Origin of the sequence: Streptomyces sp. DT2A-34 (assembly GCF_030499515.1) — a bacterium.
GTDB lineage: Bacteria > Actinomycetota > Actinomycetes > Streptomycetales > Streptomycetaceae > Streptomyces.
In genome coordinates, this window is sequence record NZ_JASTWJ010000001.1 from 245,030 (window position 1) to 267,763 (window position 22,734).

At 71.8% G+C, this 22,734-nt stretch carries 22 protein-coding genes; 14 read left to right on the forward strand and 8 right to left on the reverse strand.

Annotated features, from left to right (window positions below; translation table 11 throughout):
* Window positions 1–15 precede the first annotated feature (15 nt).
* From QQM39_RS01185 to QQM39_RS01195, 3 genes are read left to right on the forward strand one after another with little or no spacing between them, the layout of a single operon-like run.
* Window positions 16–936: a carbohydrate ABC transporter permease gene (locus QQM39_RS01185; RefSeq protein WP_301994692.1), complete on the forward strand. Its 921-nt coding sequence runs from the start codon at window positions 16–18 to the stop codon at window positions 934–936.
* A gap of 10 nt (window positions 937–946) precedes the next feature.
* The gene (locus QQM39_RS01190; RefSeq protein WP_301994693.1) at window positions 947–2,290 is read left to right on the forward strand and encodes a sugar ABC transporter substrate-binding protein; all 1,344 of its coding nucleotides are present in this window, start codon (window positions 947–949) and stop codon (window positions 2,288–2,290) included.
* Between the two features lie 14 nt (window positions 2,291–2,304).
* The gene (locus QQM39_RS01195) at window positions 2,305–3,507 is read left to right on the forward strand and encodes a Gfo/Idh/MocA family protein (protein WP_301994694.1); all 1,203 of its coding nucleotides are present in this window, start codon (window positions 2,305–2,307) and stop codon (window positions 3,505–3,507) included.
* Between the two features lie 32 nt (window positions 3,508–3,539).
* Here the strand turns inward: QQM39_RS01195 and QQM39_RS01200 are convergent, their stop codons facing one another.
* On the reverse strand, window positions 3,540–4,238 hold the full coding sequence (locus tag QQM39_RS01200; protein ID WP_301994695.1) for a L,D-transpeptidase: 699 nt from the start codon (window positions 4,236–4,238) through the stop codon (window positions 3,540–3,542).
* Between the two features lie 137 nt (window positions 4,239–4,375).
* On the opposite strand from QQM39_RS01200, the gene QQM39_RS01205 reads away from it, so the two are divergent.
* On the forward strand, window positions 4,376–6,265 hold the full coding sequence (locus QQM39_RS01205) for a PucR family transcriptional regulator (RefSeq protein ID WP_367668844.1): 1,890 nt from the start codon (window positions 4,376–4,378) through the stop codon (window positions 6,263–6,265).
* Between the two features lie 262 nt (window positions 6,266–6,527).
* Window positions 6,528–7,985: an amino acid permease gene (locus QQM39_RS01210; RefSeq protein ID WP_301994696.1), complete on the forward strand. Its 1,458-nt coding sequence runs from the start codon at window positions 6,528–6,530 to the stop codon at window positions 7,983–7,985.
* Window positions 7,986–8,053: 68 nt separating this feature from the next.
* Here the strand turns inward: QQM39_RS01210 and QQM39_RS01215 are convergent, their stop codons facing one another.
* Entirely contained in the window at window positions 8,054–8,851 is a 798-nt protein-coding gene (locus QQM39_RS01215) for an SDR family NAD(P)-dependent oxidoreductase (protein WP_301994697.1), read from the reverse strand.
* A 51-nt stretch (window positions 8,852–8,902) separates the two neighbouring features.
* Here QQM39_RS01215 and QQM39_RS01220 point away from each other — a divergent pair, with 51 nt between their 5' ends.
* On the forward strand, window positions 8,903–9,451 hold the full coding sequence (locus tag QQM39_RS01220; protein WP_301994698.1) for a hypothetical protein: 549 nt from the start codon (window positions 8,903–8,905) through the stop codon (window positions 9,449–9,451).
* Here QQM39_RS01220 and QQM39_RS01225 read toward each other — a convergent pair.
* From QQM39_RS01225 to QQM39_RS01240, 4 genes are all read right to left on the reverse strand, one after another.
* Window positions 9,442–10,356, reverse strand: a complete 915-nt coding sequence (locus QQM39_RS01225) for an SDR family oxidoreductase (RefSeq protein ID WP_301994699.1) — start codon at window positions 10,354–10,356, stop codon at window positions 9,442–9,444. The genes QQM39_RS01220 and QQM39_RS01225 overlap by 10 nt on opposite strands.
* 95 nt (window positions 10,357–10,451) lie before the next feature.
* Window positions 10,452–10,826, reverse strand: a complete 375-nt coding sequence (locus tag QQM39_RS01230; protein ID WP_301994700.1) for a DUF4180 domain-containing protein — start codon at window positions 10,824–10,826, stop codon at window positions 10,452–10,454.
* 116 nt (window positions 10,827–10,942) lie between these two features.
* Window positions 10,943–11,572, reverse strand: a complete 630-nt coding sequence (locus QQM39_RS01235; protein WP_301994701.1) for an MBL fold metallo-hydrolase — start codon at window positions 11,570–11,572, stop codon at window positions 10,943–10,945.
* On the reverse strand, window positions 11,572–12,660 hold the full coding sequence (locus QQM39_RS01240; protein ID WP_301994702.1) for an S-(hydroxymethyl)mycothiol dehydrogenase: 1,089 nt from the start codon (window positions 12,658–12,660) through the stop codon (window positions 11,572–11,574). Before QQM39_RS01240 ends, QQM39_RS01235 begins: the two co-directional genes overlap by 1 nt.
* Window positions 12,661–12,871: 211 nt before the next feature.
* Here QQM39_RS01240 and QQM39_RS01245 point away from each other — a divergent pair, with 211 nt between their 5' ends.
* Entirely contained in the window at window positions 12,872–14,617 is a 1,746-nt protein-coding gene (locus QQM39_RS01245) for a rhodanese-like domain-containing protein (RefSeq protein WP_301994703.1), read from the forward strand.
* A complete protein-coding gene (locus QQM39_RS01250) occupies window positions 14,614–15,363 on the forward strand; it encodes a sulfite exporter TauE/SafE family protein (RefSeq protein WP_301994704.1) in 750 nt (249 codons plus the stop codon). The genes QQM39_RS01245 and QQM39_RS01250 overlap by 4 nt, the downstream gene beginning before the upstream one ends.
* Before the next feature lie 72 nt (window positions 15,364–15,435).
* Here the strand turns inward: QQM39_RS01250 and QQM39_RS01255 are convergent, their stop codons facing one another.
* Complete coding sequence (locus tag QQM39_RS01255; RefSeq protein ID WP_301994705.1) at window positions 15,436–15,723, reverse strand: metal-sensitive transcriptional regulator; 288 nt, start codon at window positions 15,721–15,723, stop codon at window positions 15,436–15,438.
* Window positions 15,724–15,798: 75 nt separating this feature from the next.
* Between QQM39_RS01255 and QQM39_RS01260 the strand changes: the two genes are divergently transcribed.
* A complete protein-coding gene (locus QQM39_RS01260) occupies window positions 15,799–16,395 on the forward strand; it encodes a rhodanese-like domain-containing protein (RefSeq protein WP_301994706.1) in 597 nt (198 codons plus the stop codon).
* Here the strand turns inward: QQM39_RS01260 and QQM39_RS01265 are convergent.
* Window positions 16,388–17,020 carry a transketolase gene (locus QQM39_RS01265; protein WP_301994707.1) on the reverse strand — a complete coding sequence of 211 codons (633 nt, stop codon included), beginning with the start codon at window positions 17,018–17,020 and terminating at the stop codon, window positions 16,388–16,390. The two genes, QQM39_RS01260 and QQM39_RS01265, sit on opposite strands and share 8 nt — an antisense overlap.
* 292 nt (window positions 17,021–17,312) lie before the next feature.
* Between QQM39_RS01265 and QQM39_RS01270 the strand changes: the two genes are divergently transcribed.
* Genes QQM39_RS01270 through QQM39_RS01290 form a run of 5 tightly spaced genes read left to right on the forward strand, consistent with a single transcriptional unit; the run spans window position 17,313 to window position 22,621 of the window.
* The gene (locus QQM39_RS01270; RefSeq protein WP_301994708.1) at window positions 17,313–18,005 is read left to right on the forward strand and encodes an isopentenyl transferase family protein; all 693 of its coding nucleotides are present in this window, start codon (window positions 17,313–17,315) and stop codon (window positions 18,003–18,005) included.
* Window positions 18,002–19,327: an FAD-binding protein gene (locus QQM39_RS01275; protein WP_301994709.1), complete on the forward strand. Its 1,326-nt coding sequence runs from the start codon at window positions 18,002–18,004 to the stop codon at window positions 19,325–19,327. Before QQM39_RS01270 ends, QQM39_RS01275 begins: the two co-directional genes overlap by 4 nt.
* On the forward strand, window positions 19,324–20,697 hold the full coding sequence (locus QQM39_RS01280) for a TIGR00730 family Rossman fold protein (protein ID WP_301994710.1): 1,374 nt from the start codon (window positions 19,324–19,326) through the stop codon (window positions 20,695–20,697). The genes QQM39_RS01275 and QQM39_RS01280 overlap by 4 nt, the downstream gene beginning before the upstream one ends.
* Window positions 20,694–20,837 (forward strand): hypothetical protein, encoded by a 144-nt coding sequence (locus QQM39_RS01285; protein WP_301994711.1) that lies wholly within the window; start codon window positions 20,694–20,696, stop codon window positions 20,835–20,837. Before QQM39_RS01280 ends, QQM39_RS01285 begins: the two co-directional genes overlap by 4 nt.
* 29 nt (window positions 20,838–20,866) lie before the next feature.
* Complete coding sequence (locus QQM39_RS01290; RefSeq protein WP_301994712.1) at window positions 20,867–22,621, forward strand: ABC transporter ATP-binding protein; 1,755 nt, start codon at window positions 20,867–20,869, stop codon at window positions 22,619–22,621.
* The last annotated feature ends 113 nt before the right edge of the window (window positions 22,622–22,734 follow it).

Here is a 22,734-nt window from a genome sequence, read left to right on the forward strand (position 1 = left end):
GAAGGAGACCGCGAGATGGCTGCCGTGACAACGACCTCGACGACCGTACGGCCGGTCAGGCGCAGGTTCTCCCCGGGGCGGGCCGCCGCCTGGGCCTTGATGGGGCTCATCGTCCTCATCACCCTGCTGCCGTTCTACTGGATCCTGCGCACCGCGCTCTCCACGAACGCGGGTCTCAGCGCCGACCCCACCGATCCGCTGCCCGTCGATCTCACCGGCACCGGCTTCCAGCGGGCCCTCGGTCTGCAGTCGGCCGAGGAGGCGGTCGCGCAGGGCGGCGCGGGCGGCGGGCTCGACTTCTGGCGCTACCTGCTCAACTCGGTGATCGTCTCGACCCTGATCACCGGCTGCCAGATCTTCTTCTCCGCGATGGCCGCGTACGCCTTCTCACGGCTGCGCTGGCGTGGCCGGGACAAGGTGTTCGGTCTGTTCCTGGCCGGGCTGATGGTGCCGACCATCTTCACGCTGCTGCCCAACTTCGTGCTCATCAAGCAACTCCACCTGGTGGACACGCTCCTGGGCATCGCGCTGCCCAGTGTCTTCATGACCCCGTTCGCGGTGTTCTTCCTGCGGCAGTTCTTCATGAACATCCCCCGGGAGGTCGAGGAGGCCGCCCTCCTCGACGGCGCCGGGAAGGTCAAGGTCTTCTTCCGGGTCGTCCTGCCGATGGCGTCCACGCCGATCATCACGCTGGGCGTGCTGACGTACATCACCTCCTGGAACGACTACTTCTGGCCGTTGATGGTCTCCTACAGCGACAGCTCGCGCGTGCTCACCGTGGCGCTGGCGGTCTTCCGGGCGCAGACCCCGGCGACCGGCGTCGACTGGTCGGGGCTCATGGCGGCGACGCTGATCGCCGCGCTGCCGATGCTGGTGCTGTTCGCCTGCTTCGCCCGCCGCATCGTCAGCTCCATCGGCTTCACCGGGATCAAGTGAGGGAACGCGCATGCGACTTCGAAAGCTGACGGCGCTCGCCGGAGCGCTGGCCCTGTCCCTGGCGGCCGGCTGTGCGAACGGCGGCTCCGCAGGGTCGTCCGCGAACACGGTGACGTACTGGCTGTGGGACGCCAACCAGCTGCCCGCCTACCAGGCCTGCGCCAAGGGGTTCGAGCAGGAGAACCCCGGACTCAAGGTCAAGATCACCCAGTTGGGCTGGAGCGACTACTGGACCAAACTCACCGCCGGCTTCATCGCGGGCACCCAGCCGGACGTGTTCACCGACCACATCCAGAACTTCGGCCAGTTCGCCGACCTGAAGGTCCTCGAGCCGCTCGACGACCTCGGCATCAAGGACTCCGACTACCAGCCGGGGCTCGCCGCCAACTGGATCGGCCAGGACGGCCACCGGTACGGCGCTCCCAAGGACTGGGACACGGTCGCGCTCTTCTACAACCAGAAGATGGCCCGGGCCGCCGGGCTGACCGCCGACCAGCTGAACAACCTGGACTGGAACCCCAAGGACGGCGGCACCTTCGAGAAGGCCATCGCCCACCTGACCGTCGACAGGAACGGCAAGCGCGGCGACGAGCCGGGCTTCGACAAGGACCACGTCAAGGTGTACGGCCTGGCCAGCAACGGCGGCGGCTTCGGCGACGGCCAGACGCAGTGGAGCAACTTCGCGGCCTCCGCCGGTTGGAGCTATCTGGACAAGCCGCGCTGGGGCACGAAGTACCAGTACGACAGCAAGACCTTCCAGTCCGTCATCAAGTGGTACTTCGGTCTGGCGAAGAAGGGCTACATGCCCCCGCTCTCCGACTACAACGTCCAGTCCAACCAGGCGAACACCCAGGTCGCCGCGGGGAAGGCCGCGGCCGCGTTCGACGGTGCCTGGATGATCTCCACCTACGCGGGCTTCGAAGGCCCGGACATCAGGACCGCTCTCACGCCGGTCGGCCCGACCGGCAAGCGCGCCACCATGATGAACGGTCTCGCCGACTCCATCACCAAGGCCGCCAGGAACAAGGAGGGCGCCCGCAAGTGGGTGGCGTACCTGGCCTCCGACGAGTGCCAGACCGTCGTCGGCAAGTACGGCGTCGTCTTCCCCGCCACCCCGGCCGGCACCAGGGCCGCCGTCGCCGCGTACGACAAGAAGGGCATCGACGTCTCGGCGTTCACCGAACCCGTCGCCGACAAGAAGCGCTTCAGGACCTTCTCCTACCCGATCGCCAGCTACTCGGCGGACATGACGGCGCTCATGGCGCCCGCGATGGAGGACATCTACGGCAACGGAAAGCCCGTGAGCAGCCTCGACCAGACCAGCGACCAGATCAACCTCATCCTCGGCCAGTGAAAGGCACCCACTCCATGACGTTCTCCCTCGGCATCGTCGGCGCCGGCCAGTTCTCCGGCCAGTTCGCCACGCTGTTCCAGGCCCACCCCGGTGTCAGCGACGTGTACGTCACCGATCTGCTGCCCGAGCGGGCCGAGCAGCTCGCCGACGCGCAGGGACTGGCCGGCCCCTTCCCCTCGTACGAGGCGATGCTGGAGTCGAAGGCCGTCGACGCGGTCGCGATCTTCACCCAGCGCTGGACCCACGGCCCGCTGGTCCTCCAGGGCCTGAACGCGGGCAAGCACGTCTACTCCGCCGTCCCCATGGCGATCACCGCGGAGGAGATCGCCGCGATCATCGACGCGGTCAAGGCGACCGGGCTGACGTACATGATGGGTGAGACCAGTCAGTACAACCCGGCGACCGTGCACGCCCGCAACCAGATCGCCGAGGGCGCCTTCGGGCGGCTCTTCTACGCCGAGGGCGACTACGTCCACGACATGGACCTCGGGTTCTACGAGGCGTACCAGTACAGCGGCGGCGAGAACTGGAAGGCGACCGCCAGCTATCCCCCGCTGCTGTACCCGACGCACGCGGTGGGCGGCGTGCTCGGGGCCTGGCGGACGCACGCGGTGAGCGTGTCGGCGATCGGGGTCGTGGACGACCGCGGCGACGGCGTCTTCGACAAGTCCGTCAGCCAGTTCGGCAACGACGTCTCCAACGCGACCGCACTGTTCGAGGTCGCGGGCGGCGGCTCGTTCCGTACGAACGAGTTCCGGCGGGTGGGCTACCCGTCCCACATACGGGAATCCCGCTTCCGCTTCTTCGGCACCGAGGCGAGCATGGAGCAGCTCGCCACGGTTGCCCTGTGGCAGGACAAGAAGGGCGTGCAGGACATCAGCGAGCTGCTGGAGCCCAAGCCGACCATGGCTCCTGACGACCCGTCACTCCAGCACATCGCGCCGGATCTGCGGGCCGCTTTCACCTCGGGTTCGGCGCCGGTGCACGACCGCTCCCGGCTGCCCCGGGAGTTCGACCATCTGCACAACGGCCATGAGGGCAGCCACCACTTCCTGGTGGACGACTTCGTGACGGCCGTCAACACGCGCACCCTGCCGTCCGTGAACGCGTGGGTCGCGGCCCGCTACACCCTGCCGGGCATCGTCGCGCATGAGTCGGCGCGGCAGGGCGGGGTCAGGCTGGAGATCCCGGACTTCGGAGACGCCCCCGAGGCGTGACGTTCCCGCGCGAGCCGGGTGCCTGTTCTCGATCAGGTGCCCGGCTTGCGGCCGTACACGTAGACGTCGTCGCCGTTCTTCAACAGCGACCAGTACTTCTTGGCGACGGTCTTGGTCATGTTGACGCAGCCGTGCGAGCCCGGCGGGTTCCACATGCTGACGCCGGCCGAGTGGAAGGCCTGGCCGCCGTCGAAGAACTGGGAGTACGGCATCGGCACGTCGTAGATGCTCGACACGTGGTCGATGTCCCGCCAGTAGATCTTCTTCAGGCCGGTGCGGGTCTCGTAGCCGTTGCGGCCGGTGCGCACCGGTACGGGGCCGTAGACCAGCCTGCTGCCGTCCTGGATCCAGCTCAGCTGGAGCGTGAGGTTGACGCAGGCGATGCGGCCCTTGTTCGTCGGGCACTTGCCGTCCTTGTTGGGGTTGTTCCCGACGGCCTTCTGCTTGTTCATCAGGTCCATCACGCCCCAGGTGACGGGACCGGCGTAGCCCACGTTCGGGGTGATGCCGTGCTTGTTCTGGAAGGCCTGGATGGCCTTGCAGTCGGCGGCGGACTGCTTGCCGTCGACCGGTCGGCCGAGGAACTTCTCCACCTGCTTCTGGTACGGCCCGGTCTGCGTCGTACAGCTCGCGGCCTGCGCCGGCGCGGCGCCGAGTGCGAGCGTGAGCGGTGCGACCAGTCCTCCGGTGATGCCGAGCGCGACTGCTCGCCGTCTGCGTATGTCCGCCATGACCAGGCCTCTCCCCATGTGGTTCGTGCGTTCTCTGCCAGCTAGACAGATCTACGGGGTCGTGGGTTGTGGGCCTCGTGCGGCTGTGACCGAACGGTGAAATTTGTGCCTCCGCTACCGCTGTGCACCCCGCGGCGGTGCGACGCCGACCGCGCTCACCGGGGACGGGGCTGACGAGCACGTACGCCGTCGCCCGGAAATGGCTCGGCGAGCGCGGCGGCATGCTGTCGGGCGGCGCCCGCTCCACCGTCCTCAAGGCGCCGGCCGTGCTCGGCGTCGGCCTGGACCGGCTGCGCCGCCTGCCGCTGCGGCCATCCTCCGGGCGACGTTTGCAGGCCAGCGGTCGTGTCCCAGTACGATCCCCGTTCATGGATCCGGCCGCGGTGTCTCCGCCCTCAGCCAGCATCAGCCTGCGTCAGTTGCTGATGGCCCTGGGGGACACGCTGGTGGAGGTGCAGGCCGCTCCCGCCGGGCTCGACGTCGAGATCCGGGGCGTCGCCCTGCTCGATCCGGAGGATCCTCCGACTGCCCAGCCGGGTGAGCTGGTCCTCGTCATCGGTGCCCGGGGCCGCGCCGCCTTTCCCGCGTTGCGGGCCGCCGCACGCGACGGAGCCACCGCCGTCGTGGTCAAACTGGACGGTCCCGGTCAGGCCGCGGCCCTCAGCGAGACGGCCGCCGAGGCCGGGGTGGCCCTGCTCTCGCTGCGCAGTGAGGCGCGCTGGGAGCAGGTGAACGCGTTGGCCCGTGCCGCCCTCGACGACGCCCCTCCGGGCCGCCCCGGCGAAGGGGCCGAGGAGGGCGACCTTTTCTCGCTCGCCCAGACCACCGCCGTGCTCACCAGCGGCATCGTCAGCATCGAGGACGCCGCCAACCGGGTGCTGGCCTACTCGCGCTCCACCGACTCCGACGAGATCGACGACCTGCGGCGGCGGTCCATCCTCGGCTGGCAGGGTCCGGAGGCGTACCTGGCGAAGCTGCGCGAGTGGGGCGTGTTCCAGCACCTGCGCTCCAGCGACCAGGTGATCGGTATCGACAGCCACCCGGAGCTGGGGATCCGCCGCCGGCTCGCGGTGGCCATCAGGTCCGGGGACCGGCAGCTGGGCACCATCTGGGTGCAGGAGGGCTCGGCGCCCCTGTCCGAGCACTCGGAGCAGGCGCTGCTGGGCGCCGCCCGGGTCGCCGCGCACCACCTGGTACGCCGCCGCCGGGAGCTCTCCGAGGACCTGACGCTCACCCGGACCCTGCTGGCCGGACTTCTGGAGGGGAGCACCGGGCCGCAGCCGCTCGCCACCCACCTGGGATTCGACGCCGGCCTCCCGGCCGCCGTCCTGGGGTTCTCGTACGGGACCGCGGGGGTCGTCGCCGCGCCGGAGACGAGCCATGTCGGCGCCGCACCGGAGCTGGCCCACACCGAGGTCACCAACCTGATCTCGGTGCACATCGCCGCCCGGCACCGCAGCGCGCTGGTCACCCAGCTCGACCCCCGTATCTATGTGCTGCTGCCCCAGCTGCCCCGCAGCGTCGGCACGGACACCCTGCGCGGCTGGTGCCAGGAGATCACCGACGCCGCCCGCCGCCACCTGGGCCTGCCGCTGTGCGGCTCGGTCGGCTGCCTGGTCCCCGGGCTCGGTGACGTCCCCGAGTCGCGCCGGGAGTCCGACCGCATCCTCGACGCCATGATGGGCGCCGGCCTTCCCATCGCGGTCGCCGCGCTGCCGGACATCCAGGCGGAGGTCCTGGTCAGCGAGATGCTGACGCTGCTCACCGCCCATCCCGAGATACGCGATCCACGGCTGACCGCCCTGGTGCGGCACGACAGCCGTCACCAGGGCCGACTGGCCGAGTCCCTGCTGGCGTATCTGAACTCCTTCGGTGACGTGCGGGCGGCCGCGGCCCAGCTGCATGTGCACCCCAACACGCTGCGCTACCGCATCCGCCGGGCCGAGGAACTCACCGGCATGGACCTGAGCCGTCCGGACCAGCGTCTGCTGGCCATGCTCCAGCTGCGACTGCCGCCGACCCCCTGACAGCGCTGCCGACCATCTGACGGCACTGCCGACCACCTGACAGCGCTTTCGCATTGGCCGTTCGCACAGGCCTTGAGGGCGAGTTTGGTCGTCCTTCACAAACACGTCGCCCCCCGGCCCCTCGTACGCTTGCGCAAATCCATTTCCACAAGTGATACGGCTCACCTCCCACGAGGAGACGGAGCGAGGCTCCACGCCGTGATCGCTTTCTCCGGGCGCCCACTCCCCGCAAGGCCCTCCCCATCACTCAATGGATGTCGACATGACTACACGTCCCCCTGGCTCGGCCACCCCCGCCACACCGCCCACACTCGCCCAGCCTCCGCAGCAGGAAGGGCTCCGGGCCGGTCTCAAGAACCGCCATTTGTCGATGATCGCCATCGGCGGGGTGATCGGCGCCGGCCTGTTCGTGGGCTCCGCCTCCGGTATCGCCGCCGCCGGGCCCGGCATCCTGGTGTCGTACGTACTGGTCGGCGCGCTGGTCGTCTTCGTGATGCGGATGCTCGGCGAGATGGCCGCGGCCAATCCGACCTCCGGTTCCTTCTCCGCCTACGCGGACCGGGCACTCGGGCGTTGGGCCGGGTTCTCGATCGGCTGGCTGTACTGGTTCTTCTGGGTCGTCGTGCTCGCCGTGGAGGCGACCGCGGGTGCCGTGATCCTGGAGGGGTGGGTGCCGGCCGTACCGCAGTGGGCCTGGGCGCTGATCGTGATGGTGGTGCTGACGGCCACGAACCTGGCCTCGGTCGGCTCGTTCGGCGAGTTCGAGTTCTGGTTCGCGGGCATCAAGGTGGTCGCCATCGCGGGCTTCATCGTCCTCGGCGGCCTGGCGATCTTCGGTGTGCTGCCCGGCTCCGACCACACCGCGACCGGCTTCGCCAATCTCACCGAGCACGGCGGCTTCCTGCCCAACGGTCCGGGTGCGATCCTCACCGGCATCCTGCTGGTCGTCTTCTCCTTCATGGGCAGCGAGATCGTCACCCTCGCCGCCGGTGAGTCCCCGGACGCGCGGCGGGCGGTCGCCAAGGCCACCAGGAGTGTCATCTGGCGGGTCGGCGTGTTCTACGTCGGCTCGATCCTCGTCGTGGTCGCGCTGCTGCCGTGGAACGACCCCTCGATCGCCAAGCACGGCTCGTACGTGGCGGCCCTGGACTCGATCGGTATCCCGCACGCCGGGCAGATCATGAACGTCGTCGTGCTGACGGCCGTGCTGTCCTGTCTCAACTCCGGCCTCTACACCGCCTCCCGCATGGCCTTCTCCCTCGGTCAGCGTGGCGACGCGCCGCGGTCCTTCGTCCGCACGAACTCCCGCGGCGTGCCGCAGGCGGCCATCCTGGCCTCCGTGGCCTTCGGTTTCGTCGCGGTCGCCTTCAACTACCTGTGGAAGGACACCGTCTTCCAGTTCCTGCTGAACTCCTCGGGCGCGATCGCGCTCTTCGTGTGGCTGGTCATCTGCTTCTCGCAACTGCGGATGCGGGGGATCATCCTGCGCGAGAGCCCGGAGAAGCTCGTGGTCCGTATGTGGCTGTTCCCGTATCTGACGTGGGCGACGATCGGGATGATCTCGTTCGTCCTCGTCTACATGCTCACCGACGACAGCGAGGGCGGCGGCCGCAGTCAGGTCCTGCTCTCCGTACTCGTCGCCGCGCTGGTGATCGCGGTCTCGTTGGTGCGGGAGCGGAGCCGGCGCGACCGCACCGAGGACGCGGTCGCACCCCGGTAGTCACCGCGACCGCCGTACGGCGTTCCCGGCTCCCCGCCACCTCGGCGGGGAGCCGTCCGGCGGGCCGCTCATGCGCCTGCCCGCCCCCGTGTCCCCGCGTGGAAGCCGGTGTTGACCGCCGTCAGGCCGCCGTCGACGGTGAGAGTGGTGCCGGTGATCCAGGCCGCGTCGCGGGACGCCAGGAAGGCGACGGCCGCGGCGATGTCCTCGGGTTCGCCGACCCGCCCCAGGGGGTACAGCGGGCGGATCGCGTCGAGTTCCGCGTCCCGCCCCTCCCACGCCGAGGTGCGCACCGTGCCGGGCGTGACCAGGTTGACGCGGACGCCGCGGGCGGCGGCGTGGCCGGCGAGGGTGCGGGTGAGGGAGCCGAGGCCGGCCTTGGCGGCACTGTAGGCGTGGTTGCCGAAGTCCTGGAGGCCGTTGACGGAGCCGATGTTCACGATGGCGCCGTGGCCGGTGGCGGCCAGGTGCGGGAGGGCGGCGCGGCAGCAGCGGTAGGTGCCGGTCAGGGTGACGTCGAGGTCTCGGGCCCACGCCTCGTCCGCGCCGTCCTCGAAGAGCGGGGTGTCGGGGGTGCAGGAGGCCGCGCTGTTGACCAGGACGTCGAGGGAGCCGAAGGTGTCGACGGCGTGGGCGACGGCCGCCTCGACGGACGCCCGGTCCGCCACGTCGCACACGAGCGCCTGCGCCGCGAGGCCGTCCTCCCGCAGCGTCGCCGCGGTCTTCTCGGCCTCGGGCCCGTCCGTGTCGGTCACCAGCACCCGGGCCCCCTCCTGCGCGAACCGCCGGGCGGTGGCGGCGCCGATGCCGCGAGCCGCGCCGGTGACGAGAACTCCGTGGCCTGCGAAGCGTGTTGTGTCCGTCATGACGCCGAACCGTACTGCCGCGATGATCGTCCGGGCGGATAGCGTGCCGCCATGTCCGCGTTCATACAGCAACTCCCCGCGCTCATCGGCGTCGTCATCGGCGCGCTGGGCTCGTATCTGGTGGTCGTGCGGGGCGACCAGGTGAGGTTCCGGCGGGAGCAGGCGGCGCGTTGGGAGGAGCGGCGGCTCGCGGTGTACGCCGACTACGCGCAGTCGGTGAAGAAGACGGTCACCGTGACGTACCGGGTCGCGGCCGAGCTCGGCAACGACCCGCACCCGGATCCCCTGCCCCTCGAAGAAGCCAAGCCGCTGCTGGCCGACGCCACCACCCGCCGGGACCCCTCGGGTGAAGCGCTGATCATGCTGGGCAGCCCCGAGGTGGTGGAGAAGGCACGGGCGTGGGTCGTCACGGCGATGGAGATGGAGCGGTTCGTGCGCGAGAGCAGGAGGGATCCCGAGGCCTGGCGGGCACTCCTGGAGCGGCAGCGCGCCGGACGTGAGGGCTACTACACGGCGGTGCGGGAGGACCTCGGCCTGCCGCCGGGCCACTCTGCGCGCTGGCCGCTCCGCACGGGCGACCCGGTGCCGCCTCAGCGGTAACCCGTAGTGTCCGCCGGCTTTCCCGCGTCCTGGACCTCGACGAGATACCGCCACGCGTCGGGGCGACTGCCGTCGAGGTCGGTGAAGCCGTAGACCTGCGCGAGCTGCCCGCTGGAGAGGGACGCGCCGTTCCAGCGGGACACGTCGGGATCGGCGGCGAGGGCGGCGACGGCGCGGCCGACATAGCGCGGCGTCTCGGAGATGGCGAAGTGCGGGACGCGTTCGAGGGCGTCGCGCCAGTTGTCCTCCCGCACCCCGAAGGCCTCCAGCATCATCTCCGAGCGCAGCCAGCCCGGGGTCAGCGCGACGGCCGTGGCGCCGCGCGGTCCGAGTTCGTGGCCGAGGGAGAAGGCCATGCGCAGGACGGATGACTTGGCGAGGTCGTAGAAGAAGGAGCTGCGGTAGTGGTCGCCGTTGTAGTCGGCCGTGCCGTCGGTCATCTCGACCACGAGTCCGCCGGGGTGGCGCAGGAGCAGGGGCAGGGCGTGGTGGTTGGTGATCGCGTGGGTCTCGACCGCGAGCCGCAGCAGCCTGAGGCCCTTGTCGAGGTCGTGCTCCCAGATCGGGCTGTCCCAGGCGAAGAGCTTCTCGCCGCCCCAGATGTCGTTGACGAGGATGTCGAGGCGGCCCTGTTCGTCCGCGACGCGGTCCACGAGGGTGCGGACCTGTGCCGGGTCGAGATGGTCGGTGGGTACGGCGATGCCGTGGCCGCCGGCCTCGGTGACCAGGTCGGCGGTGTCCTCGATCGTCTCGGGGCGGTCGTACTCCGAGCGCCGGGCGCGGGTGCTGCGTCCCGTCACGTAGACGGTGGCGCCGGCCGCGCCGAGCTCGACGGCGATGCCCCGTCCGGCTCCCCGTGTCGCCCCCGCGACGAGTGCGACCTTGTCCTTGAGCGGCTGTGACATGTACGGCCTCCCGACCCTGTACGAGCGATGTCGCTTTCGAGGGTGCCGGGGAAGCCGGACATCTTCTGTCGTCTTTTACTCGGCCTGCTGAGGGGTCACCCGGCCGGGCGCAGTCGCGCGTCGAGTGCGTCGTAGGTCGGCAGGAACCAGATGTGGCCGCCGTTGTTGGTCTCGTGGACGAAGTCGCGCAGGGCCGTGCTCTCGGCGATGTGGTGGGAGACGTCGCCGACGACGGCGAGGCGCACCCGGTAGTTCACGAACTTCTGCATGACCGCGCCCGCGACGCCTGACCGGAGTTGGAAGAACTCGTCTGCGACCCGCTCCACCGGCACCGCGACCAACTCGGCCTCCTGCCCGTAGGCGTCGCCGATGAGATCGAGCGCCGCGCTCTCGCCGTCCAGGGGCGGGCCGTCGGGAGCGCAGCGCAGGACGCGTACGTCATGCAGGGTCACGAGCGTGTTGGTGGTCATGGGGCGTGATCGTACGGTCGGCGCTCAACCCCGACCATCGGTTTTCCCGGCCCCCGACCACCGGTTCTCCCGGCCCCCGACCACCGGTTTCCGGCCCCCGGCCATGGCTTCCGGCCTCAGTGGCCCCGGTCGATCCACTCCTGCAGATGCGGCACCTCCGCTCCGATGGTGGTCGCGTCGCCGTGGCCGGTGAGGACCTTGGTCTCGGGCGGGAGGGTGAGGAGGCGGGCGCGGATCGAGTCGATGATCGTCGGGAAGTGGGAGTAGGAGCGGCCGGTGGCGCCGGGGCCGCCCTGGAAGAGGGTGTCGCCGGTGAAGACGACGCCCAGCCCGGCGTCGTGCAGGCAGACCGCGCCCGGAGCGTGGCCCGGCGTGTGCAGGACCGTGAGGTCGGCGCCCGCCGCCTCGATGATCTGCCCGTCCACGAGGTGGGCGTCGGGGTCGCGGTCCGGATGGGTCTGCTTCCACAGCGGCAGGTCGTCGGGGTGGAGCCAGATCGTGGCGCCGGTGCGGTCCGCCAGGGCGGGCGCGGCGTCGATGTGGTCGTTGTGGGCGTGTGTGCACACGATCGCGGTGAGGCGTCGGTCGCCGACGGCCTCGGCGATGGCGTCGGCGTCATGGGCGGCGTCGATGACGATGACCTCGTGGTCGTCGCCGACGAGCCACACGTTGTTGTCGACGTCCCAGGTGCCGCCGTCAAGGCTGAACTGCCCGGAGGTGACGAGGCGTTCGATGCGGGCGGCCATCAGAGCATCACCACCGAGCGCAGGACGTCGCCGTGGTGCATCCGCTCGAACGCCTTCTCCACCTCGTCGAGTTGGATGGTCTCGGTCACGAACGCCTCCAGGTCCAGGCGGCCCTGCAGATGCAGGTCGATCAGCATCGGGAAGTCCCGGGAGGGCAGACAGTCGCCGTACCAGGACGACTTCAGCGCGCCGCCGCGCCCGAAGACGTCCAGCAGCGGCAGTTCCAGTTTCATCTCCGGCGTGGGCACGCCGACGAGGACGACCGTGCCGGCCAGGTCGCGGGCGTAGAAGGCCTGCTTGTACGTCTCCGGGCGGCCGACCGCCTCGATCACCACGTCCGCGCCGAAGCCGCCGGTCAGCTCGCGGATCGCCTCCACCGGGTCGGTCTCGCGGGAGTTGACCGTGTGGGTGGCGCCCATCGTGCGGGCCTTGTCCAGCTTGCGGTCGTCGATGTCGACCGCGATGATCTTCGCCGCCCCCGCCAGGTTCGATCCGGCGATCGCCGCGTCCCCGACACCGCCGCAGCCGATCACCGCGACCGTGTCGCCCCGGCCGACGTTGCCGGTGTTGATCGCGGCGCCGATCCCGGCCATCACGCCGCAGCCCAGCAGGCCGGCGACCTGCGGGGCCACCGCCGCGTCGACCTTGGTGCACTGCCCGGCCGCGACGAGGGTCTTCTCGGCGAAGGCGCCGATACCGAGCGCCGGGGAGAGTTCCTGTCCGGTCGAGGCCAGGGTCATCTTCCGCGTCGCGTTGTGGGTGTCGAAGCAGTACCAGGGCCGGCCGCGCAGACAGGCCCGGCATTTCCCGCAGACCGCACGCCAGTTGAGGATCACGAAGTCACCGGGCGCGACCTCCGTGACGCCGGCGCCGACCGACTCCACCACGCCGGCCGCCTCGTGGCCCAGCAGGAAGGGGAAGTCGTCGCTGATGCCGCCCTGTTTGTAGTGCAGGTCGGTGTGACAGACCCCGCAGGCCTGCACCTGTACGACGGCTTCTCCCGGCCCCGGGTCCGGCACGACGATCGCCTCCACGCGCACGCCCGCGTCCTTGCCCGGTGCGATCACGCCCCGTACTTCCTGCGCCATGGTGCTGAACCCTTCGCTAGGCGGCTCTCCGTCCACCTCCGACCCTAGACGTGACTGATCGGTAAAGGCACGGAGCGAGGGCCTTCACATCCGCTTCCGACCCTCTTCCGTAAATACCCCCGGGGGTACCTTGCTGCTGTGGTTCATATACCCCCGGGGGTAAATCTCCCGACCGGGATCTCGCAGGCTTCACCAGGAGAGGAGTGCTGCCGTGTACTTCGTCGACACCATCGACGTGCCGGGACTGGGCAACCGCGGCTACCTGGCGGGCGGCGCGCACAGCGCCGCGGTGGTCGATCCGCCCAGGGACATCGACCGGGTGATCGCGGCCGCCGCGCGGCGGGGCGTGCGCATCACCCACGTCGTGGAGACCCACGTCCACAACGACTACGTGACCGGGGGCCTGGAACTGGCCCGGATCACCGGCGCCACCTATCTCGTGCCGGCCGCGGCGCGGGTCGGGTACGAGCGGGTGCCGGTCGCCGACGGGGACCGTACGCGGATCGACGACGGCCTGGTGCTGCGTGCCCTGGCCACTCCCGGACACACCCCGCACCACACGTCGTACGTCCTGGAAGAGGCGGGTCACTCCGTGGCCGTCTTCACCGGCGGCTCCCTGCTCATCGGCACCGTGGGGCGGCCCGACCTGGTCGAGCCGGGGCTGACGGCGCGGCTGGCGCGGGCGCAGTACGACTCCGCGCACCGGCTGGCCGCCGAGTTGCCGGACGGGACGGCGGTCCTGCCGACGCACGGCTTCGGCAGCTTCTGCTCCGCCGCGCAGGCCGCGGGCGGGGCGGTGACGACGATCGGGCGTGAGCGCGCTGTGAACGAGGCCCTGGTGAAGGACGTCGACGCGTTCGTCGCCGACCTGCTCGCCGGGTTGGACGACATTCCCGCGTACTACGCGCACATGGGTCCGGTGAACGCACAGGGCCCGGCTCCGGTGGACCTGACGCCGCCCCGCCCGGCCGACGCCGAGGAGATCGCGGCACGGCTGGCCGCCGGGGAGTGGGTGGTGGATCTGCGCAACCGGGTCGCCTTCGCGAAGGGGCATGTCGCCGGGTCGCTCAACTTCGAGGCCGAGGGGCAGCTCGCCACCTATCTGGCCTGGCTGCTGCCCTGGGGCAAGCCGGTCACCCTGCTCGCCGAGACACCGGCCCAACTGGCCGACGCGCAGCGGGAACTCGTCCGGGTCGGCATCGACCGACCGGTCGCGGCCGCGACCGGCTCCCCCGCCGACTGGATACGGCAGGGCGAGCGGCCGCGCTCCTTCCCGCGCGGCACCTTCGCCGAACTGGCCGCGGCCCGAACGGCCGCTGCCCGAACGGCCGCTGCCCGCACGGCCGCTGCCCGACCAGCCGCACAGGACGCCGTCGTGGTCCTCGACGTGCGGCGCGACTCCGAGCGCGAGGCCGGCCACCTCAAGGGCTCGCTGCACATTCCGCTGCACCAACTGCGCGGCCGCCTCCCGGAGATACCGGAGGGCACCGTGTGGGTGCACTGCGCCGGCGGTATGCGGGCCGCCATCGCCGCCTCGCTGCTCGACGCGGCGGGACGCGACGTGGTCGCCGTCGACGACGGGTTCGCCGCGGCGCGCGACGCCGGGCTGCCCATGGCGCGCATCACCCCGGCCGAGGCCGAGGAGCGGGCGGGCTCGGACGCCGTCCTGCTGGACGTCCGCGAGCCCGACGAGTGGGCCGCGGGACATGCCCCGGGCGCCGTCCTCGCGCCGCTCTCCTCGCTCACGGCCGGGGAGCTGCTGCCGAAGGCCGCGCAGGGCCGCCCGATCGTCGCGATCTGCCGCTCCGGCAAGCGCTCCCGCGAGGCCGCGGCCCTGCTCACCGCGCGCGGCGGCACGGACGTCGTGGACGTCATCGGCGGCATGCGGGCCTGGGCCGAGGCGGGGCTTCCCGTGGTGGCGGAGTCGGGGGCGGGGACCTCCGGCCGGCCCCGGTGAGCGCCCTGGTCCTCGGCCTGCTCGCCGGTGGCGTCACCGGGCTGGCGCTCGGGGCGCTGGGGGGTGGCGGCAGTGTGCTGGCCGTGCCCGCGTTGATGTACCTGCTCGGCTTCACGCCCGCCGCGGCCGCCACCGCGAGTCTGGTCGTCGTCGCCGTCACCTCCGCCACCGCGCTCGCCGCGCACGCCCGCGAGGGCACGGTGCGGTGGCGGGCCGGAGCGCTGTTCGCCGGGGCGGGCCTGCTGCCGGCGGCGGTCGGCGGTGCGGTGTCCGGGCGGCTGCCTCCCGGGCTGCTCACCGCGGCGTTCGCGGTGATCGCCGCCCTCGCCGCGCTGCGCATGCTCCGGCCGTCGGCCTCCGTACGGCACCACGACGTGCCGGTGCGTCGCGGTCAGGTCGTCCGGGCCGGCGTGGGTCTCGGCGCGGTGACCGGGGTGCTCGGGGTGGGCGGCGGCTTCCTCGCCGTGCCGGCGCTGGTGAACGTGGTGGGGCTGCGCATGCGGGCCGCCGTGGGCACCAGTCTGCTGGTCATCGCCGTCAACTCGCTGGTCGCGCTGGCGGCCCGGGCCGGCTCGGCCGTGAGCCTCGACTGGACCGCCGTCGGGCCGTTCGCCGCGGCCGCGATACTCGGGGCGTGGGACGGCAAGCGTCTCGCCGCGAAGGTCTCGGGCGGCACACTTCAGCGGATCTTCGCGTACGTCCTGCTGGCGGTGGCCGTGTGGATGCTGGCCGACGCCGTCGTATGACGACGGGGCGTCCGACAACAGCCCCGCCGGCCCCGGCCCGGATGTCCCCCTGGCAACCGGGCCCGCGCCCCCCTACGCCAGCGACAGGAACAGCTTCTCCAGCCGTGCCTTCATCTGCTCCGTCGTCTCGCCGTTGCTCCGGCCCTTCTCGGCGTCGGTGAGGCACTGCTGCAGCCCGGTCGCGATGATCGCGAAGCCGGCCCGGTCGAGGGCGCGGGAGGCGGCGGCCAGCTGGGTGACGACGTCCTCGCAGTCGCGGCCCTCCTCGATCATCTTGATCACTCCGGTGATCTGCCCCTGCGCCCGGCGCAGCCGGTTCAGCACCGACTTGAGGTCATCGCCCTCGAACTGCAGCTCCACGATCGCTCCCCTACCTCCCCCGCTACATACCCTTGGGGGTATTTTACCTCCTCCTCGGAAAGGATCTCATTCCCCATGACCGCACCCCACGGCCCCCTCGCCCTCGACGTCGACGAGGCCCGCTCCCGTCTGCCCGGCCTGACCGTCCTCGACGTCCGCACGCCGGGCGAGTACGCCACAGGTCATCTGCCCGACGCCCTGAACATCCCCCTGGACCGGCTCAAGAGCGCCCTGCCCACCCTGCGCCGGATCCCCGGCGGGCAACTCCTGGTGGTGTGCGCCTCCGGGGCCCGCTCGGAGAACGCCTGCCGCGTCCTCGCCGAGCACGGCGTCCGGGCCATGACCCTGACGGGCGGCACCCAGGGCTGGGCGCGGCGCGGGCACGAGCTGCACCGGCCGACGGTGGCCTCGCGCGCCACGTGGTCCATGGAGCGCCAGGTCCGTTTCACCGCGGGCGCGATCGTCCTGACCGGTCTCGGGCTCGGACTCCTGCACCCCGCCTGGCAGTTGCTGTCCGCCGGTGTCGCGGGCGGCCTCGTCTTCTCGGCGCTCAGCAACACCTGCGGCATGGCCGCCCTGCTGTCGAAGCTCCCGCACAACCGCCCGCGCCCCGCGGACCTCGAAGCGACTCTGGCCACCCTGGCTCAGCGCGGGGAGGTGCCGGTCACCTGAGGAAGTCCCGGACGGCCCGGGCGAGGACGTCCTCGTCCAGGCCGTCCGCGCCGCCCAGGGGCAGCAGCCGGTGCGGTACGTGCACCAGGGTCTCGGCGACATGCCGGGCCGACAGGCCGGGCGGTCCGGGCTCGACGAGCACGACGTCCGCGTGGTCGGCGGCCAGTACGGCCGTGCGCAGTCCGACCTCGTCGAAGGGGCGGAGGGTGGCCGCGTAGAGCACGGCGAGGTCGAGGCCGGCCGTGGCGCGCAGCACGGGGTCGAGGGCGGTGCCGACCGCGAGGACGACGCCGTCGAACCCGTCCCGGACGAGTTCGAAGCCCTCCGCCAGGCAGCGCGCTTCGGTGTTGGACTCCCCGGAGAGATGCACGTACGCCCGCTCGCCGCGCCGCACGGCGCGCCCGATCGCATGGCGTACCTCGTCCGGATGGCCGGGGACGTGGACGCTCCAGCGCGGGTCGGTGGCGAACCGCGCCAGTTCCTCCACGGCGCGGTAGCCGACAAGGACGGTGCCGCGCCCGGCCGGCCCGACGGGGCGGGCGGCGGGCAGGGATTCGGCGACGGCCTGCAGCATGTCGGGGTGCACGGCGAGTCCTCCTGGGGACGGGTTCCTGTGACGCGTCATGAATACGTTAAGAAGAAAAGCGACGGCCACTCATATGGTTGGGAATTCCCCGAAGTCGCTCCCTCCAACTGGTCCCGCTTGAACCTTTAACAAGCTCACAGGAATGTGGCCGTCTCTTTGCCCGCTCCAGGCTTTCCACTGGGTGTCAGTTCAAGCCGTGCTGCGTAACTTGGCAGTGGTCTTTCCCGTACCCGAAGCGCAAGGGGACATCCCGCCATGGCAGAGAACGAAACGTCCTCCACGGTCCGTCCGTTCGTCCATCTGATCGCGGGGCCGACCGGCGTCGGCAAGAGTGCGTCGGCCACCGGGCTGGCCGGCCACCGGCGCCCCGATCGTCGTCGCCGACCGCTTGCAGTGCTTCACCGATCTCGCCACCACGAGCGCCCGCGCCGGGGCCGACGTGCCGGGCGTGCGTCGCCACTGGCTCGGGGACCGGACGTTCGCCGACGGCGACCTGTCCGCGACCGAGGCCACGGACGCGCTCGTCGAGCTCGTGGAGCGGCTCGCCGGCCGGCACCGGCTGGTGATCGTCGAGGGTGGCTCGATCTCGCTGCTGCGGGAGCTGTGCGCCCGCCGACCACGGCTCGGCTGGCGACTGACGGTCCGTCTCCTCCCGCTTCCCGCGTACGACGTGTATCTCGCCAACCTGACCCGCCGGGCCCGCGAGATGCTCACGCCGGGCGTCCGCGGCCCGGGTCTGCTCCAGGAGCTGGCCGCGCTCTGGCACGATCCGCGGCAGCGGTGGCCGGCCGCGTCCGTCAACGGATTCGAGGCGGTGCTCGAATGCTGCGCCAAATACTCACTTGATGCGGGGACCATCGACAAACAGGAAATCCCGGAACGCATCCTGCATCGGATCGCCGCTCTCATCGCCGAGCGGCATGCGGAACACGGCATTCTCCAACACCGGGTGTTCACCGAAATTTTCGAGAACGCGACGACGGACCCCGCATTCGACTTCGGCATGCTGGAGCGTGCGGCATGACGGGCACGTCCGGGGCGAAGTCGGGGGTCAAGGAGGCCGCCACCGATTTCGGCCATATCGTCGGCTCCAGTCCGCTCGGCGTGCTCCCGGCCCGCTGCGCCGCCGACGTCCAGGAACTCGTCTCCTTCGCCGGGCCGCACGGACTGCCGGTCTCCGCGCGCGGCGCGGGACAGGCCGTGTACGGGCAGGGGCAGGCGCACGGCGGCTACGTCGTCGACATGGCCGCCCTCGACGACGTGCGCTGTGCGCCGGACGAGCGGACGCTGACCGCCGGGGCCGGCGCGCTGTGGCGCGACGTCGTGCGGGCCGCGCTCGCCGCGGGGCTCACCCCGCCGGTGCTGCCCGACCACCTCGGCGGCAGCGTCGGCGGGCTGCTGAGCACCGGAGGTTTCGGCGGCTCCAGTCATCGGCACGGTCCGGTGGCCGACTGGGTACGGGAGTTGGAGGTCGTCACCGGCACCGGTGAACGGCTGGTCTGCGCCCCCGACCGGCGGCCGGACCTCTTCCGCGCGGTGCTGGCGGGGCTCGGCCAGTGCGCCCTGATCCTCAGCGCCACCCTCGCCCTGGTGCCCGCGCCGACCCATGTGCGCCGCTACCGCCTCTATCACGACGCGCCGGCCACCTACCTCACCGATCAGCGGCGGCTGGCCCGCGACAGCCGCTTCAGCCATGTCGCGGGCCAGGCGCGGCCCGCGCTCGGCGGGAACTGGCGCTACATGATCGAGGCGGTCGTGCCGCACGACGGCGGACCGCCCGCCGACGACGAGCTGTTGATCGGCGACCTGGACCACGACCGCGACACCGAGGAGATCGCGGACCTGTCGTACGCCGAGTACGCGCACCGCCTGGACCGTGACGAGCGGCTGCTGCGCGCCACGGGCGAGTGGGACCGCCCGCACCCCTGGCTCACCCTGCTGCTGCCGGAGGAGGCGGCGGGCTCCTTCGTCCCGGCCGTGCTGGCCGAGGGCGCCCAGCAGGGCCTGCGTTTCTGCGGCACGGTCCAGCTCCGCCCGCTGTCGGGCCGCACACTGCACACCCCGCTGCTGCGCAGGCCCGCGGGCGAACTCCTCTGTCTGCTCGCCCTGATGCGCACGGCACCGCCCGCCGCCCCGGGCGTCGTACGGCGTCTGGTCGCCGCCAACCGGGCGCTGTACGAGCGGGCCAGGGCCGTCGGCGGCGTCCTCCACCCGGTCGGCGCGCTGCCGATGTCGCCCGGGGACTGGCGCGCCCACTTCGGCCCCGTCTGGCCCGGTCTCGTCCGCGCCAAGGACCTGTACGACCCGTACCGCGTCCTGACCAGGGGGTACGGCCTGTGGACATGACCGCGGTGACCGTCTTCTGCGGCGCCTCCCCCGGCCGCGGCCCCGCACATGTGCGCACGGCCGCCGAACTCGGCCGCGCCCTGGCCGGGGCGGGCCTGCGGCTGGTCTACGGCGGTGCGCGCACCGGCCTCATGGGCGCCGTCGCGGACGGGGCGCTGAGCGCCGGCGGGGCGGTGACCGGAGTCGTGCCGCGCCTGATGCTGCCGTACGAGATCACCCACACGGGGCTCACCGATCTCGTCGTGGTCGGGGACATCCATGAGCGCAAGGCGCGGATGGCCGCGGAGGGCGATGCCTTCGTGGCCTTGCCGGGCGGGCTTGGCACGGCGGAGGAACTGCTGGAGGTGCTGTCCTGGGCGCAGTTGCAGATCCACCGCAAACCGTGTCTGCTCCTCGACCCGTCCGGTTTCTACCGCCCCCTGCTGTCCTTCCTGGAGCACGCGCGGGACGAGGGCTTCCTGCATCCCGGGGACATGGAGCGGATCGTCGTGTGCGCGTCGGTCGAGGAGGTGGTGGCACGGCTGACGCGGGCGCGCGAGGCGCCCGCGCGGGGGGCGGACGCGGTGCGGGTGCCGCGGGGGCGTGTCGCGTTCCTGTTCTCGGCCGCCGGCTCGCAGCAGCCGGGCATGGGGCGGGCGCTCCATGGCTCCTCCCCGGTGTTCGCCGACGCCCTCGACGAGGTGTGCGCGCTGCTGGACCCGTACGTCGACGTGCCGTTGCGGGAGGTGATGTTCGCCGAGGCGGGTACGCCCACCGCCGCCCTGCTCGATCGGGTCGCGTTCGGGTATCCGGCGATCTTCGCGCTGCAGATCGCGCAGTACCGGCTGCTGGAGAGTCAGGGTGTGCGCCCGCACGTGCTGTTCGGCTACTCGGCCGGGCACATGGCCGCCGCGCACGCGGCGGGGGTGCTGTCCCTGCCGGACGCGTGTCGTGCGGTCGGCACGCTGGCCCGGCTCGCGGACGGGCTGCCGAAGACGGGGTGCATGGCGGCCGTGGAGGCGTCCCCCGAAGAGCTCGGCCCTGGGCCGGGGGCGGTGATCGCGGCGGTCAACGGGCCACGGTCGGTGGTCGTGTCGGGAGACCGTGCGGCGGTGCGGCGGATCTGCGAGGAGTGGGCGGCGCGGGGTCGCCGTACGCATCAGCTCCGCCTGGACGTGGCGCCCCACTCCCCCCACTTCGACGCCCTGCTGGACGACTACCGCCGCGCCTTGGCGTCGCTCGTCCTGCGGGCCCCGCCCTGCCCCTGCTCTCCGACACCACCGCCGAGCCGGTCGGGGCCGAGGCGGCCGAGCCGGACTTCTGGGCGCGGGCGATGCGCGCACCGGTCCGTTTCGCGGACGCGGTCGGCCGACTGCACCGCGACGGAGTGACGGTCTGCGTCGAGCTCGGCCCCGGTGACGTCCTGACCGGCATGCTCGCCGGCTGCCTGCCCGACGGCGCCCGGCGGCCCCTGGCGGTCGCCGTGGCGCGGAACTGGCAGGCTCCACGGGAGGGGGCCGACGTAGCCTGAGTGCTCCGTACGACTCCTGAGGAGCCTCGTTGAGCATCGCAGCGACCGAGACCGCCCCGCCCACCTGGCGGCTGCTCCTGGGCTACGTACGCCCGCACCGGTGGGCCCTGCTGGCGGGCGCCGTGCTCTCGCTGGTCACGGGCGCCACCGGGCTGCTGCTGCCGCTGGTGGCGCGGGAGTTGATCGACGACCTGTCCCACGACCGGACCATCACCGGCGCGCTGCTGATCATGTCCGGGCTGGTGGTCGGCAACGCCGCGGTGGGCGCGCTGGGTTCGTATGTGCTGCGGCGCACCGCCGAGTCGGTGGTGCTCGGCGCGCGGCGCGCCCTGTCGTCGTATCTGCTGCGGTTGCGCATCGCCGCCGTGGACCGCACCGAGCCGGGCGATCTGATGGCCCGCATCACCTCGGACACGACGCTGCTGCGCGAGGTCACGACGGACTCGCTGGTCGGCCTCGGCACCGGCGGGCTGACGCTGGTGGCGACGGTGGTGATGATGGGCCTGGTGGATCCGGTGCTGCTGGCCGTCACGCTCGCCGTGATCCTGGGCGCCGGCACGATCCTGGGCGTGATCGTGCCGCGCATCAACCGGGCCAGCCGTCGGGCGCAGGACGCGGTCGGGGTGATGGGGGCCTCGCTGGAGCGGATCCTCGGCGCGCTGCGCACGGTGAAGGCGTCGGGTGCCGAGCACCGGGAGGAACGTACGCTGCACGAGGCCGCCGAGGAGTCGTGGCGGCAGAGCGTACGGGCCGCCAAGTGGTCGGCGGCGGCGGGCAACACGGCCGGGCTCTCCATGCAGATCGCGTTCATCACGGTGCTCGCGGTGGGCGGGGCCCGGGTGGCGACCGGGGCGATCGACATCGGCACACTGGTCGCCTTCCTGCTGTACGTCTTCTATCTGATGTCGCCGATCCAGCAGGTGGTCGGCGCGATCACGCAGTACCAGACGGGCTCGGCGGCGCTCGCCCGCATCCAGGAGGCGCTGCGGCTGCCCGCCGAACCGGCCGCCGCGCCCGCGCCGTTGCCCACCGCCGGGGCGGAGCCGGCCGCGGTCGCGTTCGAGGACGTGCGCTTCCGGTACGCCGACGATCTGCCGTACGTCCACCACGGGGTGACGTTCGCCGTGCCCGCCCAGGGCATGACGGCCTTCGTCGGCCCGTCCGGCGCGGGCAAGACGACCGTGTTCTCCCTCATCGAGCGGTTCTACGACCCCGAGGGCGGGACCATTTCGCTCGACGGGCGGGACCTCGCCGAGTGGGAGCTGACCCAACTGCGTTCCGCGATCGGCTATGTGGAGCAGGACGCCCCGGTCCTGTCCGGTTCGCTGCGGGACAACCTGCTGCTGGGCAACCCGGACGCGGACGACGACGCCCTCACGCGGGTCCTGAAGACGACGCGCCTGGACGGCCTGGTCGCCCGGCTGCCCGCCGGCCTCGACACGCTCGTCGGTCACCGGGGCACCAAGCTCTCCGGCGGCGAACGCCAGCGTGTCGCCATCGCCCGCGCCCTGCTGCGCCGACCCCGCCTGCTGCTCCTCGACGAGGCCACCTCGCAACTCGACGCGGTGAACGAGGCGGCGCTGCGCGACACGGTCGCCGACGTCGCCCGCACGACCACGGTGCTGGTCGTGGCGCACCGGCTGTCGACGGTGACGATGGCCGACCGGATCGTGGTGATGGACGCGGGCCGGGTGCGCGCGGTGGGCACCCACCGGGAACTCGTGGCGGCCGATCCGCTCTACGCGGAGCTCGCGGCGACGCAGTTCCTGGCGACGTCCGACTGAGCGCTCCGCGGGTTGGGCCGCGATGTGTCGTCTTTCGTCTGCGGCGCCGTCGTGGCTGGTCGCGCCCCGCGCGGCGGAGCCGCATGTCGAATGCGGCCCCGCGCCCCTGTCGG

Coding starts and splice junctions, on each gene's coding strand:
- QQM39_RS01185 (WP_301994692.1), top strand. CDS start 16: ATGGCTGCCGTGACAACGACCTCGACGACCGTACGGCCGGTCAGGCGC.
- QQM39_RS01190 (WP_301994693.1), top strand. CDS start 947: ATGCGACTTCGAAAGCTGACGGCGCTCGCCGGAGCGCTGGCCCTGTCC.
- QQM39_RS01195 (WP_301994694.1), top strand. CDS start 2,305: ATGACGTTCTCCCTCGGCATCGTCGGCGCCGGCCAGTTCTCCGGCCAG.
- QQM39_RS01200 (WP_301994695.1), bottom strand. CDS start 4,238: ATGGCGGACATACGCAGACGGCGAGCAGTCGCGCTCGGCATCACCGGA.
- QQM39_RS01210 (WP_301994696.1), top strand. CDS start 6,528: ATGACTACACGTCCCCCTGGCTCGGCCACCCCCGCCACACCGCCCACA.
- QQM39_RS01215 (WP_301994697.1), bottom strand. CDS start 8,851: ATGACGGACACAACACGCTTCGCAGGCCACGGAGTTCTCGTCACCGGC.
- QQM39_RS01220 (WP_301994698.1), top strand. CDS start 8,903: ATGTCCGCGTTCATACAGCAACTCCCCGCGCTCATCGGCGTCGTCATC.
- QQM39_RS01225 (WP_301994699.1), bottom strand. CDS start 10,356: ATGTCACAGCCGCTCAAGGACAAGGTCGCACTCGTCGCGGGGGCGACA.
- QQM39_RS01230 (WP_301994700.1), bottom strand. CDS start 10,826: ATGACCACCAACACGCTCGTGACCCTGCATGACGTACGCGTCCTGCGC.
- QQM39_RS01235 (WP_301994701.1), bottom strand. CDS start 11,572: ATGGCCGCCCGCATCGAACGCCTCGTCACCTCCGGGCAGTTCAGCCTT.
- QQM39_RS01240 (WP_301994702.1), bottom strand. CDS start 12,660: ATGGCGCAGGAAGTACGGGGCGTGATCGCACCGGGCAAGGACGCGGGC.
- QQM39_RS01260 (WP_301994706.1), top strand. CDS start 15,799: ATGACCGCACCCCACGGCCCCCTCGCCCTCGACGTCGACGAGGCCCGC.
- QQM39_RS01265 (WP_301994707.1), bottom strand. CDS start 17,020: ATGACGCGTCACAGGAACCCGTCCCCAGGAGGACTCGCCGTGCACCCC.
- QQM39_RS01275 (WP_301994709.1), top strand. CDS start 18,002: ATGACGGGCACGTCCGGGGCGAAGTCGGGGGTCAAGGAGGCCGCCACC.
- QQM39_RS01280 (WP_301994710.1), top strand. CDS start 19,324: ATGACCGCGGTGACCGTCTTCTGCGGCGCCTCCCCCGGCCGCGGCCCC.